Here is a 14,634-nt window from a genome sequence, read left to right on the forward strand (position 1 = left end):
CCTCAGGCCTCGGGGCCGCCGCGCAGCTTGTCGATCAGGCCATTGAGCTCGTCGAGGCTGCCGAACTGGATGGTGACCTCGCCCTGCTCGCCGCGCTTGGTCTTGCGCTTGATGTGAATGCCCACTTGCGCGGTGAGCAAGTCAGAGAGCTGCTCCTCCAGGCGCAGCACGTCGCGCGATTTCTCGCCCTTGACGCGCAGCAGCGGTGCCTGGCGGCCCACGCCCTGCACCTTGGCGACGAGCTTTTCGGTCTCGCGCACATTGAGCTTTTTGGCCGCCACCTCGTTGGCCGTCGTGATCTGCACGGCCTTGTCCAGCGGCAGCAGCGCGCGGGCGTGGCCCATGTCGATGTCACCGGCCATCAGCATGCCCTGCACCGGCTCGGCCAGGTGGAGCAGGCGCAGCAGGTTGGACGCGGCGCTGCGCGAGCGGCCCACGGCCTGCGCGGCTTGCTCGTGCGTGAGGCCGAACTCGGCGGTCAGGCGCTGCAGGCCTTGCGCTTCTTCCAGCGGGTTGAGGTCCTCGCGCTGGATGTTCTCGATGAGGGCCATGGCCGCGGCGGCTTCATCGGGCACGTCCTTGACCAGCACCGGCACCTCGGTGAGGCCCGCCAGCTTGGCCGCGCGGGAGCGTCGCTCGCCGGCGATGATCTCGTAGCGCCCCTCGGCCGGGTCACCCACCGGGCGCACCAGGATGGGCTGCATGATGCCCTGGGACTTGATGCTCTCGGCCAGCTCGTACAGCGAGCCCTCGTCCATGCGCGTGCGCGGCTGGTACTTGCCCGGCTGCATGCGGTCGAGGCGCAGCACCGAGGGCGCGCCGTCGGGGCCTGCGTTCGCTGGGGGGGTGTCGCTGACTTTGGGGCCCAGCAGGGCCTCCAGGCCCATGCCGAGGCCTTTGGATTTCTTGGTCGCCATGGGCTTGATTGTCCGCGCTTTCCGGCGGTTTTCTCAGAGGGGCTCGGGCAGGGTCAAGCCGCAGCGCCCAGGCTGGGCGCCACGCGCCGCACCAGCTCCTGGGCGAAGGCCACGAAAGCCTGCGCGCCCTTAGAAGACGGATCGAACACCACGCCGGGCAGGCCATAACTGGGCGCCTCGGCCAGGCGCACATTGCGCGGGATGACCGTGTCGAAGACCTTGTCGCCGAAGTGCGACTTGAGCTGGTCGCTGACCTGCTGCTGCAGGGTGATGCGCGGGTCGAACATCACCCGCAGCAGGCCGATGAGCTGCAACTCGCGGTTGAGGTTGGCGTGCACCTGCTTGACGGTGTTGACCAGGTCGGTGAGGCCTTCCAGCGCGAAGTACTCGCACTGCATGGGCACGATCACGCCATGGGCACAGGTCAGGCCGTTGAGCGTGAGCAGGCTCAGGGACGGCGGGCAGTCGATGAGGACGAAGTCGTAGTCGGCCGCCGCCGCCTCGATGGCCGTCTTCAGGCGGCGGTCGCGGCGCTCCAGGTTGACCAGCTCGACCTCGGCGCCCGCCAGTTCGCGGTTGGCCCCGAGCACGTCGTAGCCGGCCTTGTCGCTGCGCACGCGCGCCTCGGCGATGCTGGCATCTTCCAGCAGCACGTCATAGACGGTTTGCGCCAGGGTGCGCTTGTCCACGCCCGAGCCCATGGTGGCGTTGCCTTGCGGGTCGAGGTCCACGATGAGGACGCGCTGCCCCTCGCGGGCCAGGCCGGCCGCCAGGTTGACGGTGGTGGTGGTTTTGCCCACCCCGCCCTTTTGGTTGGCGATGCAGAAGATGTGCGGCATGGGGTGATTATCGCCTGGGGTGCGGGCGTCAGACGCCTTGACGACGGGCAACGGGGGTCGCGCCCTTGGCGGCAAGCTTGGCAGACCGTGCCGCCACGCCATGCTTTTTGGCCTTGGCAGGCGAGGCGGCGTGCGCGGTGTTGGCCGCTGGCTTCACCGCCCGTTGGGCCCTGGACACGGACTTGCCGGGACGCGCGGCTTTCGCAGCGATGGCCATCGGGGACCGGCGGTGAGGCCCATGGCCCTGCAGTGTGGCGGCGGCCCGCGCCGCGCTCTGGCTGGCTTTTGACCGTGGCTGCGGGGCCATGTTGCCGCGGACGCTTGACTGGGCCACAGTGGCAAGCGCTTGCCTCGGCGTCGCACGACCCGTGCCCTTGCGTGAGCTCCGCTCGGTCGACGGTACTGCGGCGGCATGTCTGGCTGTGTTTCCGGCCTGAGCCGTCCGCCGCTGCGGGGTCAGCGTCTTGGGGGCTTTGCCGGCGGCTTCGCGGTGGACGATGTCTTCGCGCGGCAACTTGGCCTTGACGGGCGCCGTGGTTTCACGTGAAACACCATGGCTTGGCCCCGTCTGTGCGAACAAGTCATGCGGTGCGGCGGGCATGTGCGCTGGCGGGGGCACCTGCACCGCCGTGGACACCACCTGCGGCACCACAGCGGACGGGACGTCTGCGACAACCCGTCCTGTCACAGGCGCCGGCCGACGCGGCTCGACACGGGCATCGGTCTGAGCTGTTGTCGCACCCGCGCAAGCTGCGTTCACCGTCAAGGCCAAGCAGATGGCCACAGAGGCGTCCGCTGTGACTCGAAGCGCACGACACCAGTCGGATCGCAGGAGCAGGTGTTTGGCAGGGATTCGCAAAGCGGCCTCCAGAAAATCGCGCTGCCCCATTATCAGCGCCCGTCACGGCCTGACCATGGGCAACGCTCATCCAAAGCACAGCCAGGCAAGCCAGGTGACGCCACGCCGCCACGGGTAGACCGCTGCTTGGCCGAACAGGCCGGCCCTCGCCATCAAAGGCTTTGCTGTGCCGGCTTCAAGCGCATCCAGATCAGGCAGCGCTCGGCATCCAGACCCGGCACCTGCAGATGTTCCACGTGAAACACCTCCACGTCGGCCGGCAAGGCGGCGATCTCATCGTCGGGCAGCTTGCCCTTCATCGCCATCCAAACCCCGCCAGGCACGAGCTGCTGCCGGGTGAGCGAAACGAAATCGTCCAGCGAGGCGAAAGCGCGGGACGTGATCACATCGTATTGGCCCGGCAGCTGTTCGACGCGGGCGTGCTCACCGCGCAGATGGGGCAAGCGCAACTCGGCCGCCACTTGGCGGATGAACGCTGCCTTTTTGCCCACCGTGTCCACGCAACTGACGCGCAGATTCGGACAGCAAATGGCCAGCACCACCCCGGGCAAGCCACCGCCACTGCCCACGTCCAGCAACTTCAGCGGCGCTTCTGCATCATCCAGGTGCACCATCAAAGGTCGCAACACGGCGAGGCAATCGGCCAGGTGGTGGCTGAGCATGTCGGGCGCACTGCGCAAGGCCGTGAGGTTGTACGTCGCGTTCCAGTGACTGAGCAATCCCATGTAGCGCGCGAGCTGACTCAACTGCTCTGGCACCAGACTCAACCCCACGGCCTCCAACACCGGAGGGATGGCCGTCAACCAAGACGCTTCGTCCCATTGAACGGGCCCCTCCGCGGTGCGTTGCACCACCGTTGAGACAGGATGCACTGCACCGCGAGGGGCCGCCTTGCGAGCGGACGAAGGACGGCCTTGAGATGAACGGTTCATGCTGGGTCAGGTGCTCAAGAAAGCTCAGAGGGTCGGTGACGCGACGCTGGCCACCTCGCCGGCGGCCGCGTCTGCACGGGCAAAGCCCTTGAAGCGGCCCTTTTTCAGATGGATCAGCAACAAAGAGATGGCCGCCGGCGTGATGCCCGAGATGCGCGAAGCCTGGCCCAAGGTCTCGGGCCGGTGCTTGTTCAGCTTCTGGCGGGCCTCGAAACTCAGGGCCGACACGACCGCGTAATCCAGGTCATCTGGCAAACGCAGGTGCTCGTAGCTCGCGGCACGCTCGACCTCGCCGTTCTGCTTGTCGATGTAGCCTGCGTACTTCACGCTGATCTCGACCTGTTCGATGACGGCATCGGCCAGGGTGTCGCCCAACTCGGCGCGCAGGGAAGCACGGTCCACCGCCTTGGGTGACACAGCCGCATCGTCCGTGACCACCCCGTTGGCGGCCTCGGCGCGCAGGGCCGCGTGGCGCTCGGCACCGAGCCTGCCGGCCTCGGCCACCTGGTCGTAGCTCACGCCCGGGCGACGCAGCAGGTCTTCCAACTTGTACTCGCGCTCCAGGGCCTTGCCCACCAGGCGTTCGGCATCGACCGGCAGCAAGGTCGCGGGGCGCACCCAAGTCGTGCGCAATCGCTCTGTTTCACGTGAAACAGCGTCGCGCTTGCGGTTGAAGGCGGTCCAACGGGCATCGCCCACCAGGCCCAGCTGGCGGCCGATCTCGGTCAGGCGCAGGTCGGCGTTGTCCTCGCGCAGCTGCAGGCGGAACTCGGCGCGGCTGGTGAACATGCGGTAAGGCTCGGTCACGCCCTGGGTGGTCAGGTCATCGACCAGCACGCCGAGGTAGGCCTGGTCGCGGCGCAGGGTGAAGGGGTCTTTGCCCTGCGCTTGCAAAGCAGCGTTCACCCCGGCAAACAAGCCTTGGGCCGCCGCTTCTTCGTAGCCCGTGGTGCCGTTGATCTGGCCGGCGAAGAACAAGCCGCCGATGGCGCGGGTCTCGAAGGTGGACTTCAACTCGCGCGGGTCGAAATAGTCGTACTCGATGGCATAGCCTGGCCGCAGGACGCAAGCGTTCTCCAGGCCAGGCATCGATCTCAGCGCGGCCAGCTGGATGTCGAAGGGCAGCGAGGTGCTGATGCCGTTGGGGTAGAACTCGTTCGTCGTCAGGCCCTCGGGTTCCAGGAAGATCTGGTGTGAGTCCTTGTCGGCGAAGCGGTTGACCTTGTCCTCGATGCTCGGGCAGTAGCGTGGCCCCACCCCCTCGATGACGCCGGTGAACATCGGGCTGCGGTCGAAGCCCGATCGGATGATGTCGTGGGTGCGCCGGTTGGTGTGCGTGATCCAGCACGGCAGCTGGCGCGGGTGCTGGCTGGCCGAGCCGAGGAAACTGAACACCGGCACCTGAGGGCCCGTGGGCGCAGACAGCGGCGCGCCCGGTGCACCCCAACCACCCAGCAGCGGCACGCCGTCCCCGGGTTGTTCGGTCAGCTTGGAGAAGTCGATGCTGCGGCCGTCGATGCGCGGCGGCGTGCCCGTCTTCAGGCGACCTTGCGGCAGCTTGAGTTCTTTCAGGCGTGCCGACAGGGTGATGGCCGGCGGGTCACCGGCGCGCCCGGCGCTGTGGTTCTGCAAGCCAACGTGGACCTTGCCATCGAGGAAGGTGCCCGCGGTCAGCACCACGGTTCGGCCGCGGAAGCGGATGCCCACCTGTGTGACGGCCCCCACCACGCGCGCGCCATCGCCATCGCCCTCCACCATCAGGTCATCGACCGCCTGCTGGAACAGCCACAGGTTGGGCTGGTTCTCCAGGCGGTGGCGGATGGCGGCCTTGTACAAGATGCGGTCGGCCTGCGCGCGGGTGGCCCGCACCGCGGGGCCCTTGCTGGCATTGAGGATGCGGAACTGAATGCCGCCCTCGTCCGTGGCCTCGGCCATGGCGCCACCCAAGGCATCGACCTCCTTGACCAGGTGGCCCTTGCCGATCCCGCCGATGGACGGGTTGCAGCTCATCTGCCCCAGCGTCTCGATGTTGTGGCTCAGAAGCAGCGTGGCGCAGCCCATGCGCGCCGCGGCCAAAGCGGCCTCGGTGCCCGCGTGACCACCACCGACCACGATCACATCAAACTCTTGGGGATACAGCATGCACGCCTCACTGGCCACCGCCGGCACCATCGCCAACGGTCAGGTTGCCACATTTTTGAGCAGCCTTTCATTTTACAGGTGCGAAGCCTGCTGCGGCAGTCTGTAAGAAATCGTTCCGCCACCAAATCACCACCGCCTCGCTACTATGATCGGCGCGCACTTGGCCTTCATCGGTCAAGTAGCCACACAAAACTTTTCAGGGAAACCAAATGACCTCCAGAACCCTCTGGCGGTGGCTGCTCGCGCTTGCCGCAGCCTTCCTGCTGTCCGCCTGCGACCCCGCCGCCGACATCATTGCCCCCACAGATGCCACAGTGGGCCTGCCGGTCGAGTTCAGCAACCAACTGCTGCCTGAGTACGCAGCCGGCCCCGACAACCACCCCAGGTACGAATGGGATTTCGGCGACGGCACGCAGGCCACTGGGCCGCAAGCCAGCCACACCTACCAACAGGCAGGCGAGTACATCGTGGTACTGCGCATACGCGACGACGTGCTCGATCAATGGGAGTTTGCGTACGAAACCATCACCACCATCACCGTTCACGCCAATGGCACCAGCACCACCGCCGTGAAGGCTGACGCTGGCGCCATCGTCGCCCTGCCGAATGGTGCGAGCATCGACATTCCAGCAAACGCGCTCTCAGGCGACGCCACCGTCAGCATCCAAGCCGACTCACCAAACAACTACAGCTTGCCAGCTGGCTTCACACCCTTGGGCGAGGCACTTGTTGTCGACCTGGGCGGCGCCTCCCTGACCCAGCCCATGGATGTCAGCTTGCCTGCAGTGCCCGACTTACCTCCAGGCAAGGTGCTGGCCTTGTTCACCGCCACGCCCCCCCGCGCCGCACCGATGACATCGGCAACGTCAGCCACGGCGGCGATCGGCACAAGTGGCAACTGGGTGGGCATACCCACGCAGGCCATCAAGGGCGGGACCGTCAACATCTCTGTCACCCATCCCGGCGCGCTCATGTTGGGTGCTGTGGATGCGGCCAGTGTTGGTGGGCAATTCGCCGCGTTGGCCAGCAATCCCAAATGGAGCCAACTGCCAGGCACGACAGAGGCGGCATGCTCGCGAGATTCGGATTTCCGCCCCTTGAACCCCAACGAATCTCCGTCCTACCTGACCCAACTGCACAGCCGACACGTGGCCTGCTCGCAGCGTGAAGAAAACGAACGCTCCACCTTGGTGCTGGACACCAACCGCTTGCCGAAAACAGGCTACTTTGACCTCAAGCACCAATGGTCCATCCATGGCGCATCCAACAGGCTGTCCAAGCGCATGAGCCTCCAGCTCCGCTACGACTACGTCAAAACACTCAGCCCACCGGCGGAAGAGGTTCCCGTGCCAGCGCTGAAAGTGCGCGCGGTGCTCAAGTGCACCCCCACCTCCAACATCAACAACCCTCTTGCCGTGAACTGCAACACCACGCAAGACTTCACACTGAGCGATGGCGTTCAGTCCACGAAGGAATTCAGCATCCCCTTCAGTTGGGACACCAGCAAGAAAATCGCAGAGTTCCGGTTTGAACTCAAGCTCTACTTCAGCGCAGACGGCACCACGCCGACCGACGAGGGACGCGTCATCATCGACAACCTGGAGCAGGTGACGCTGCGCTGCGACGTCGGTCAGGTCTGGGGCCAGGAGTCCGGCTGCGTCTTCCCCCAAGCCTCGGCGGTGCTGGTGCTCAACAACCCGCAAAGTGAAGCCCACATCCGCGAAGCCATCGCTGCCAACCCGGCCTTGCCAGGCCAGTACACCGGTTTGCGCGCAGGCAGCCGCGCCATTGCGGAGCGCAGCTTCGAGCCCTCCACCGGCTTGCAGCGCCTGCGGGTCACCAGCCTGATCAAGGCCAACCGAGCCAAAGCCCAGAAGCTGTGCTCGGCCTTGCCCAGCCAGCCGCCCAAGCCCAGCACCTGCCCTGATTTCTCAGACCCCGACACCGTCGAAGCGCTGACGCCTTGCGACTGCGATGAGTACCCCTTCGCTTCGTCGCGCGAGGGGGCGGCCTTGCCGCGCACCTATGGTGAAGCCAGCGTGAAGTACATCAGCCGCGCCGACAACCGCAGTGCTGGGGCCAAGTTGGGCGCATTCCTCCGCAAGGAGCGGCTGATTGATCCTTTTGACCATCGGCGAATGGTCACCCGCGTACCCCCTCCCAACGTGCCTGACGGGTTTCTTCCGGACCAAGCCTATGAACCAGATCAGAGCACATTGAACTTGAATCTCAAGCCCAATCTGAAAGGGTACGACTCAGATTTCAATGATCAATACTGGATCGCCTACTGACCTGCAGCAACACGACAAATCCATGTCAAACCACGCCAAAGACCTGCTGCACCGCGTGATTTCGCAGGGGGCATTCGTGCCCCCGATTGGCCTGTTCCTTCGCGCGCAGTACTACGCCACAGACCATGCCTTGCTGCAAACAGCAGAGCACCACCGCGTCCGCGAGACGGGCGAGCACGCTGACCGCTTGTTGTTCCGCCCAGTCAGCATCGGTCGTGTCCCGGGCATCTCGGAAGTGAGTCTCCACCAGGCCCTCGGCCACGTCCTGGCCGAGGACGTCTGCACCCGCCTGCCCGTGCCCAACTGGCCCCTGGCCAAGGTGAGCGGTTACGCCATCTGCACAACCCAGTGGCAGCAGGCCAGCCAGGGCAAGGCCCTCAAGGTCGAAGAAACCATCATCGACACTTGGGGCAGCAACTGGCATTGGCCAGGGTTCGGCCTGAGCCACTGGTTGCCGCTGCCCAACACCCCGAAGCGCTTGGCTGTCAAAGTAGAGGCCCTGCGGCCCATGCCCTTTGACACCGACGCCGTCCTGCATGCCATGTCGCCCTTCTTCCGGGGCACCAAGCTGCGGGAGAAGCGCGCCGAGCGGGTCATCGCCCCGCCACCGGCAGGGCACGACGTCATTGGCCGCGGAGCACACCTGGCGGCAGGCGCCCCCTTGCTCAAGCGTGGCCAGCCCCTGGGGCCCAAAGAGCTGGCCATGCTGGGCTGCAGCGGCGTCAGCACCGTCAAGGTGTTCCACAAACCACGCGTGGCCGTGCTGACCATCCATGCAGAGGTGCGCAGCCCTGACCACGAAGCCCCGACAGGCTGGTTGCCCGATGGCATGACGCCGCTCATCGTCGGCACCCTCACCCAGTGGGGGTTCGCGCCAGAAGAAATCGGCACCGTCACCTTGGACCAAACCGAAGGGCTGGGCGACGCATGTGCGAGGGAGGTTCAAGCCTTCAGAGAACGCTTTGACTTCACGGTCATCCACGGTGCAGGCATCCGCGCCGTGGACTACCCGCCCAGAACGCATGGCCTCGTGTACGTGAGCGGCGGCGGCGGCTTCCTGCCAGAGTACATCTACCCGGACGAAGGCGAAGATGGCAGCGGCGGGCTGGACTCCTACCCGCTGCATGCCGGTCTCATCAAGTCATGCGAGCGCGTCACCAGCCACCGGCGCGTCCACCCAGACGAGGCCTTGCCGGTGTCCGACAAGCCGCTGAACTTTGCCCAGGTGATGGAGGGATGCACCTCGCCCCTGTCTGTGCTCATCGCGCTGCACCTGTTGGTGCGGCCAACGCTGAGGGCCTTGTGCGGCGTGGGTGACTTCCCCCTCATCGATAGTCCAGATTACCCGGGCAGCCCCAACGCCTCTGCGACCATCCCGCCCCAGGCAACGTTACCAGACATCTACACGCCCACAGAAGATGGCCGGGTGTACGTCATCGAGGGAAGCCGCGCCGTCTACCTCGACCTCATGCCTGCGCCTGAAGCCGTCAAACACTTTGCGCGCGGGGCCTTCGAAGAACGCTGGCGCAGGCACATCACCCCCTGGTTCACCGGGGTGCTGGTGGGGCCCGCGCCGCGCGACCCCAAGCGCCACGGGCTGCAAATGGCTCAGGTCGACCCACTGCCAGATGGCCGCACAGGGGTGCGCGTGCTGCCCACCGAGGAGTTCCAGGTGGCCCGGCTCAACGAGGCCGAGGCCATCTGCCTGATTGAGGCGGGCGAAGGTGAGCTCGCCGCAGACACCGTCGTCCACTACTTCCTGCTCGATTGAGCAACGCGCATCGCCATGACCTCTTCCATTTGGCAGACCTTCCGTCAGGAGACCGGCCTGGCGCTGCGGAAGGCCGTCGACCCCAAAGTGCTTGAGCAGGCTCAGCACGCACTGGGTCACCCACTGCCCCCATTCCTGCTGGACATCTACCAACAACACGATGGGCAGCACCCCGCGGGCCAACCCCTTTTCCTGGACGAGTACCGCTGGTTGAGCATGCAAGAAGCCTTGCGCGAATGGCAGGTGTGGCAAACCACCATGGCGCAACCCGACATGGCAGACATGCGCCACACCCATGAATCGTGTGGCGCACCAGATGCCTCCGTGCGAATGGACTGGTGGAATGAACACTGGTGGCCACTGGCCGTGTCAGGGCTCGGTGACCTGCTGTGCGTCGACGGCCAACCCGCGCCAGGCGGCCATCTCCACCAAATCATTGCGGTGTCATCGGCCCACGAGGCACGTGAGTGCGTCGCCGACTCGCTGACATCGTTGTTTGACAATGCAGCCGCCGATTTGGCTGGTGACATGTCAGACGGCCCTGGGTGAATCAAATCCCTGGTGTCGCCAGGGATGCCACCGCCTGTCATCTGCCCTCGCTAAATTGAACCCAACGCTGTCATCGCGCCACATCCAATCAGGGACCCCAACTTGCGCCAGTCGCGCCACAATGCGCGGCATGGACTGCCGACCCGGCTGCGCGGCCTGCTGCATCGCGCCCTCGATCTCATCGCCCCTGCCAGGCCTGCCTCACGGCAAACCTGCGGGCGTGCCCTGCCCCCATCTGGACGAAGCCTTGCGCTGCCGGATTTTCGGCCAGCCGGAAAGGCCTGCGGTGTGTGGCTCCCTGCAACCCAGCGAAGAGATGTGCGGCAACAACCGCGAGCAAGCGCTGCGCTGGTTGGGCCGGCTCGAAGACCTCACACGCGCCGAGCCTGCGCCCCCGCGGTGAAAGCCATGGACTGCGGCGACCCCGCCGCGGCGGGCGCGACAGCCGCCTCGCCCACGGGCGCGGGCTGCCCCTCCAACAACCACTCCGGCGGCACACCCGCAGGCTGCCCCGTGAGCCCGGTCATGGCCTGACGCAGGCCTTCCGTGGTCAGGCCGCGGCCATGCGGCGCCCAGCCCGGTGGCCCGAACAGGTAGCCCAGCGCATGCAGGGGGTTGCGCACCTTGAGCAGGTCCCGCCCGATCGCCGCCCACTCCGCCAGGCACACCCACAGCGCGTTGCGCGAGGTTTGCGGCTTGACAAGGCCATAGCGGATGGGCACGCCGTCCTGCTCTTCGACGTAGGTGCCGAAGAGCCGGTCGAACAACATGATGGTGCCGCCGTAGTTGCAATCCAGGTACTCGACGTTGGCGGCGTGGTGCACGCGGTGCGCCGAGGGCGTGTTGAAGACGCCCTCCATCCAGCCCAGCTTGGGCACCAGGTCGGTGTGGATCCAGAACTGATAGACCAGGTTCAGGCCGTAGGAAATCAGGACCGCATCTGGCGAAAAGCCCAACAGGCACTGCGGCGCGAAGAACACGAAGCCGCCCGTGACCTTGCCAGTGATGGACTGACGGAACGCCGCCGCCAGGTTGTACTGGTTGCCCGAGTGGTGCACCTGGTGCGAGGCCCAGTACCAGCGCACGCGGTGGCCGGCACGGTGCATCCAGTAATAGAAAAACTCGGTGCACAAGAACATGGCCGCCCAGCCCCACCAGGCGTCCATGGGCACCGTCCACAGACGCTGCTCGTACATCCACTGCCCGAAAGGCAGCGAGGCGCCCAGCACCACGCCCATGGGAATGGCCTCCACCAACACGCGCCACATGTTGATGCGCACCGTGACCCAGAAGGCAGACCAGTCGTAGGGCTGGCGCTCGGACGCTTGGCCTTGATCGCGCTTTGCCAAGCGGCCAATCAACACCCCCTCAAGCGCCGTGATGGCGACCGCCGAGGCGCCCAGCAGGGCCATCATGGTCTGGATGACGTTCAACTTCTCGATCATGGCAGGCTCTTTGCCGGGCAGGCAGCTTGGACAACGCCTGCACCTTAAAGACAAGCACGCATCTTGTCGCCAGGGGAAGCCCTTTCGGATCGCGTTAAACCCCGCGAATCAGGGGGCGAGCGGCTTGCGCTGGATCAGCCCCCCAGCGATCAGGCTTCGGCGGCGCCCTCCAGGGCGCAGGTGTAGAACCAGCGACCACCCTCGCGCACGAAGCCACTGCGCTCGACCAGGCGGTGCGCCCGGCCGCCCAGCTTGCTGCGCGCCACGAAGCTCACCTCGCCGCGGTCCGGCACCGTCATCCTGGTGGCCGTGATTTGCAGGCCCAGCCAGCGCAAGCCCGGCTCGGGCGGCTCGATGAGCGCAGGACGGTGGTCGGGGTGCCAGGTTGCCATCAGGTAATCGCGCAGGTCGAGCACGAACGCGCTGTAGCGCGAGCGCATGAGCGCCTCCGGGTCAGGCGCCTGCAAGTGCAAGGGGCCGGCGTGGAAGCGCCCACAGCAATCGGCATAGCGCGCCACGCCACCGCTGGCGCCCCGCACCTCGCGCCCGCAAGGGCACGCGTCACTGGGCGTCGGCATCGGCGTCAGCGGCGCGCAAGGCCAGATAGACCTCGCACACGCCGCGCAGATAGACCAGCGTGGGCATCACCAGCGCCAGCGCGAACACCATGCCGCCACCCACCGTGGCCGCCGAGATGTAGCTCAGCGCTTTGGCCGGCACCACCGCGCCCTGGGTGATCTGCACGGTGCGGCCCAGCAGGCCCGCCATCAGGGCCTCGGGAGGGATGTCCACACCCAGCACGAACACCGAGGCCTCGGCCATGACCCGACCGCCCAGTAGCACCATGGCACTGGCCGCCGCACCGACCAGACCGGTGGCCAGGCTCAAGCCGCCCACCAGCACAGCGGCCTGCAGCAAACGGTCGCGGATGAGCCGCCCGATGGTCGCCACCGCCTGCACGGACGAGGCCCCCGCCCAGACGGTCGGCCCGGTCAAGGGCGCCACCACCACCACGCCCGCCAGCACCGTCAGCCCGATGATCAGCACTGTGGCCGGCACCACCAGCACGAACAACCAGGGGCCGATGCGCGGCAGGCCGCTCAACCAGTACAGCCCCAGCAAGCCACCCGCCAGGGCCGCCGCCAGCACCAGCATCATCGCCAGGGCCAGCAGCACCCGGTGCGCGATGCCCAAGGCGTCGCGCACGGCGTCGGCCACATCGCGGGGCGCGCGGCCCATGGCCCGGTCCATCAACAGCAGGCCGGCCGCGTTGGCACCGTAAAACGCGATGAACAAGGCCGCCGCGCCCTGCCCGATCGCCCAGGGCACGTCCTCGCGTCCGAAGGAGGCCATCGCCGACGCCGTCGCCAAACCCGCGCCACAGAACGAGGCCAGCAGCACGTACAGGGCGTGGCCATCGCGGACCGCCTCGATGCTGGAGAGCACACGCACCAGGGCCTGCCACCAGTCAAAGCGGCGGCGCGAGGCCACCAAGGACGCAAAAGGTTCGGGCGGAGTGGGCATGTCGCTCAAAAAAGGGGTGGGGCGAGGTGCGAAGGGGCTGAATGCGGTCCGATCATAGGGGCTAGCCCCTAGAAAAACCTGCAGACAGGCCGCCACATGCGCATCAATGGTTGACATCCATTCAAAAATTTGGGTGCAAAACGCTGGTCGAAGGCGCAGGCTTCACACATAATGATCCGGTCTGTGTCTGGAAGCGGCACCGTCTTTGGAATGGGTCCTGATGGGTTGAAGCTCCACATGGTTACTTTGTTACTTTGAAAGGGGCTCTCTCGTGGGCAACAAACTTTACGTGGGCAACCTGGCCTACAGCGTGCGCGATCAGGATCTGCAAGACGCTTTCTCCGAATTTGGCGCAGTTTCCTCGGCCAAGGTCATGATGGACCGCGAGACTGGCCGCTCCAAGGGTTTCGGCTTCGTCGAAATGGGCTCTGATGCCGAAGCACAATCGGCCATCAACGGCCTGAACGGTCAGCCCGTGGCCGGCCGTGCGATCGTCGTGAACGAAGCACGTCCCCGCGAAGAGCGTCCTGCTGGCTTCCGCAGCCCCTACGGTGGTGGCAACGGCGGTGGCGGCAATGGTGGCGGCGGCTACGGTGGCGCTGGCGGCGGTGGTCGCCGTGAAGGCGGCGGTGGCGGCTACGGTGGTGGCGGCGGCGGCGGTGGCCGTCGCGAAGGTGGCGGCGGTGGTTACGGCGGTGGCCGTGGCGACGGCGGCGGTGGCTACGGCCGCGGCGGCTACTGATCCCAGATGATGCAAGCCTGAATCACTCGCTTGCACATCTTCACGGAGGCGACACCCGATGGTGTCGCCTTTTGCTTTGGTGGCTGCGTTAAAGGGTCACAATCACCCTTGCAACCACACGCAGGACCTCACCATGTCGATCCACAAAAACACACTGCCCCGCCTGGCCGCCCTGGCTGCGCTGGGCCTGACAGGCCTTTTCAGCGCGATGTCTGCGGCGCAGGCGGCCACCAACGTCGGCGTGAGCGTGAGCGTGAACCAGCCCGGCTTCTACGGCCGCGTGGACATCGGCGAGCAGCCGCCCGTGCTGCTCTATCCGCAGCCGGTCATCATCCAGCAGTCGCCGTACGGTGCACGCCAGCGCCCCATCTACATGCGCGTGCCGCCCGGCCACTCGAAGAACTGGTCGCGCTACTGCGGCCAGTACAGCGCCTGCGGCCAGCCGGTGTACTTCGTGCGCGATGCGCAGCCGCCGCGCGGTGAGCGCTACGACCACGATGACCATGACCACGACCGCAATGGCTGGCGCGATGACGACCGCGGTGGCCGCGGAGACCGGGACGAACGCGGCCATGGTCGCGGCAAGGGCCGAGGTCACGGCCACGGTCACGACTGACCGGGCC

13 protein-coding genes are annotated in these 14,634 nt (G+C 66.3%); 6 read left to right on the forward strand and 7 right to left on the reverse strand.

From position 1 onward, the window contains the following. Positions 1–2: 2 nt before the first annotated feature. From EV672_RS10185 to EV672_RS10200, 4 genes are all read right to left on the reverse strand, one after another. Positions 3–917: a ParB/RepB/Spo0J family partition protein gene (locus EV672_RS10185; protein WP_133608855.1), complete on the reverse strand. Its 915-nt coding sequence runs from the start codon at positions 915–917 to the stop codon at positions 3–5. 53 nt (positions 918–970) lie between these two features. Continuing rightward, complete coding sequence (locus EV672_RS10190) at positions 971–1,756, reverse strand: ParA family protein (protein WP_133608857.1); 786 nt, start codon at positions 1,754–1,756, stop codon at positions 971–973. 1,011 nt (positions 1,757–2,767) lie between these two features. Next, positions 2,768–3,397: a 16S rRNA (guanine(527)-N(7))-methyltransferase RsmG gene (gene rsmG, locus EV672_RS10195; RefSeq protein WP_279536180.1), complete on the reverse strand. Its 630-nt coding sequence runs from the start codon at positions 3,395–3,397 to the stop codon at positions 2,768–2,770. A gap of 174 nt (positions 3,398–3,571) precedes the next feature. Beyond that, positions 3,572–5,689 (reverse strand): tRNA uridine-5-carboxymethylaminomethyl modification enzyme MnmG/GidA, encoded by a 2,118-nt coding sequence (locus EV672_RS10200; RefSeq protein ID WP_133608861.1) that lies wholly within the window; start codon positions 5,687–5,689, stop codon positions 3,572–3,574. A gap of 209 nt (positions 5,690–5,898) precedes the next feature. Here EV672_RS10200 and EV672_RS10205 point away from each other — a divergent pair, with 209 nt between their 5' ends. The 4 genes from EV672_RS10205 to EV672_RS10220 all read left to right on the forward strand — a co-directional run bounded on the left by EV672_RS10205 (position 5,899) and on the right by EV672_RS10220 (position 10,703). Then, positions 5,899–7,980: a PKD domain-containing protein gene (locus tag EV672_RS10205; protein ID WP_133608863.1), complete on the forward strand. Its 2,082-nt coding sequence runs from the start codon at positions 5,899–5,901 to the stop codon at positions 7,978–7,980. A gap of 22 nt (positions 7,981–8,002) precedes the next feature. Further along, positions 8,003–9,751, forward strand: coding sequence for a molybdopterin-binding domain-containing protein (locus tag EV672_RS10210; RefSeq protein ID WP_166643531.1), 1,749 nt, complete (start codon positions 8,003–8,005; stop codon positions 9,749–9,751). A 15-nt stretch (positions 9,752–9,766) separates the two neighbouring features. Next, positions 9,767–10,300, forward strand: a complete 534-nt coding sequence (locus tag EV672_RS10215) for an SMI1/KNR4 family protein (RefSeq protein ID WP_133608866.1) — start codon at positions 9,767–9,769, stop codon at positions 10,298–10,300. Positions 10,301–10,430: 130 nt separating this feature from the next. Then, entirely contained in the window at positions 10,431–10,703 is a 273-nt protein-coding gene (locus tag EV672_RS10220; RefSeq protein WP_133608868.1) for a YkgJ family cysteine cluster protein, read from the forward strand. Here EV672_RS10220 and EV672_RS10225 read toward each other — a convergent pair. The 3 genes from EV672_RS10225 to EV672_RS10235 all read right to left on the reverse strand — a co-directional run bounded on the left by EV672_RS10225 (position 10,672) and on the right by EV672_RS10235 (position 13,269). Then, positions 10,672–11,745, reverse strand: coding sequence for a sterol desaturase family protein (locus EV672_RS10225; protein ID WP_133608870.1), 1,074 nt, complete (start codon positions 11,743–11,745; stop codon positions 10,672–10,674). The two genes, EV672_RS10220 and EV672_RS10225, sit on opposite strands and share 32 nt — an antisense overlap. Positions 11,746–11,894: 149 nt before the next feature. After that, positions 11,895–12,323 (reverse strand): YchJ family protein, encoded by a 429-nt coding sequence (locus EV672_RS10230; protein WP_166643532.1) that lies wholly within the window; start codon positions 12,321–12,323, stop codon positions 11,895–11,897. Continuing rightward, positions 12,307–13,269 carry a hypothetical protein gene (locus EV672_RS10235; protein ID WP_133608871.1) on the reverse strand — a complete coding sequence of 321 codons (963 nt, stop codon included), beginning with the start codon at positions 13,267–13,269 and terminating at the stop codon, positions 12,307–12,309. The genes EV672_RS10230 and EV672_RS10235 overlap by 17 nt, the downstream gene beginning before the upstream one ends. A 271-nt stretch (positions 13,270–13,540) precedes the next feature. Here EV672_RS10235 and rbp point away from each other — a divergent pair, with 271 nt between their 5' ends. Continuing rightward, positions 13,541–14,011, forward strand: a complete 471-nt coding sequence (gene rbp, locus EV672_RS10240; RefSeq protein ID WP_133608874.1) for an RNA-binding regulator — start codon at positions 13,541–13,543, stop codon at positions 14,009–14,011. Positions 14,012–14,144: 133 nt separating this feature from the next. After that, positions 14,145–14,627, forward strand: coding sequence for a hypothetical protein (locus EV672_RS10245; protein ID WP_133608876.1), 483 nt, complete (start codon positions 14,145–14,147; stop codon positions 14,625–14,627). Positions 14,628–14,634 lie beyond the last annotated feature (7 nt).

The sequence above is a fragment of the Aquabacterium commune genome, from assembly GCF_004362855.1.
Taxonomy (GTDB): Bacteria; Pseudomonadota; Gammaproteobacteria; order Burkholderiales; family Burkholderiaceae_C; genus Aquabacterium; species Aquabacterium commune.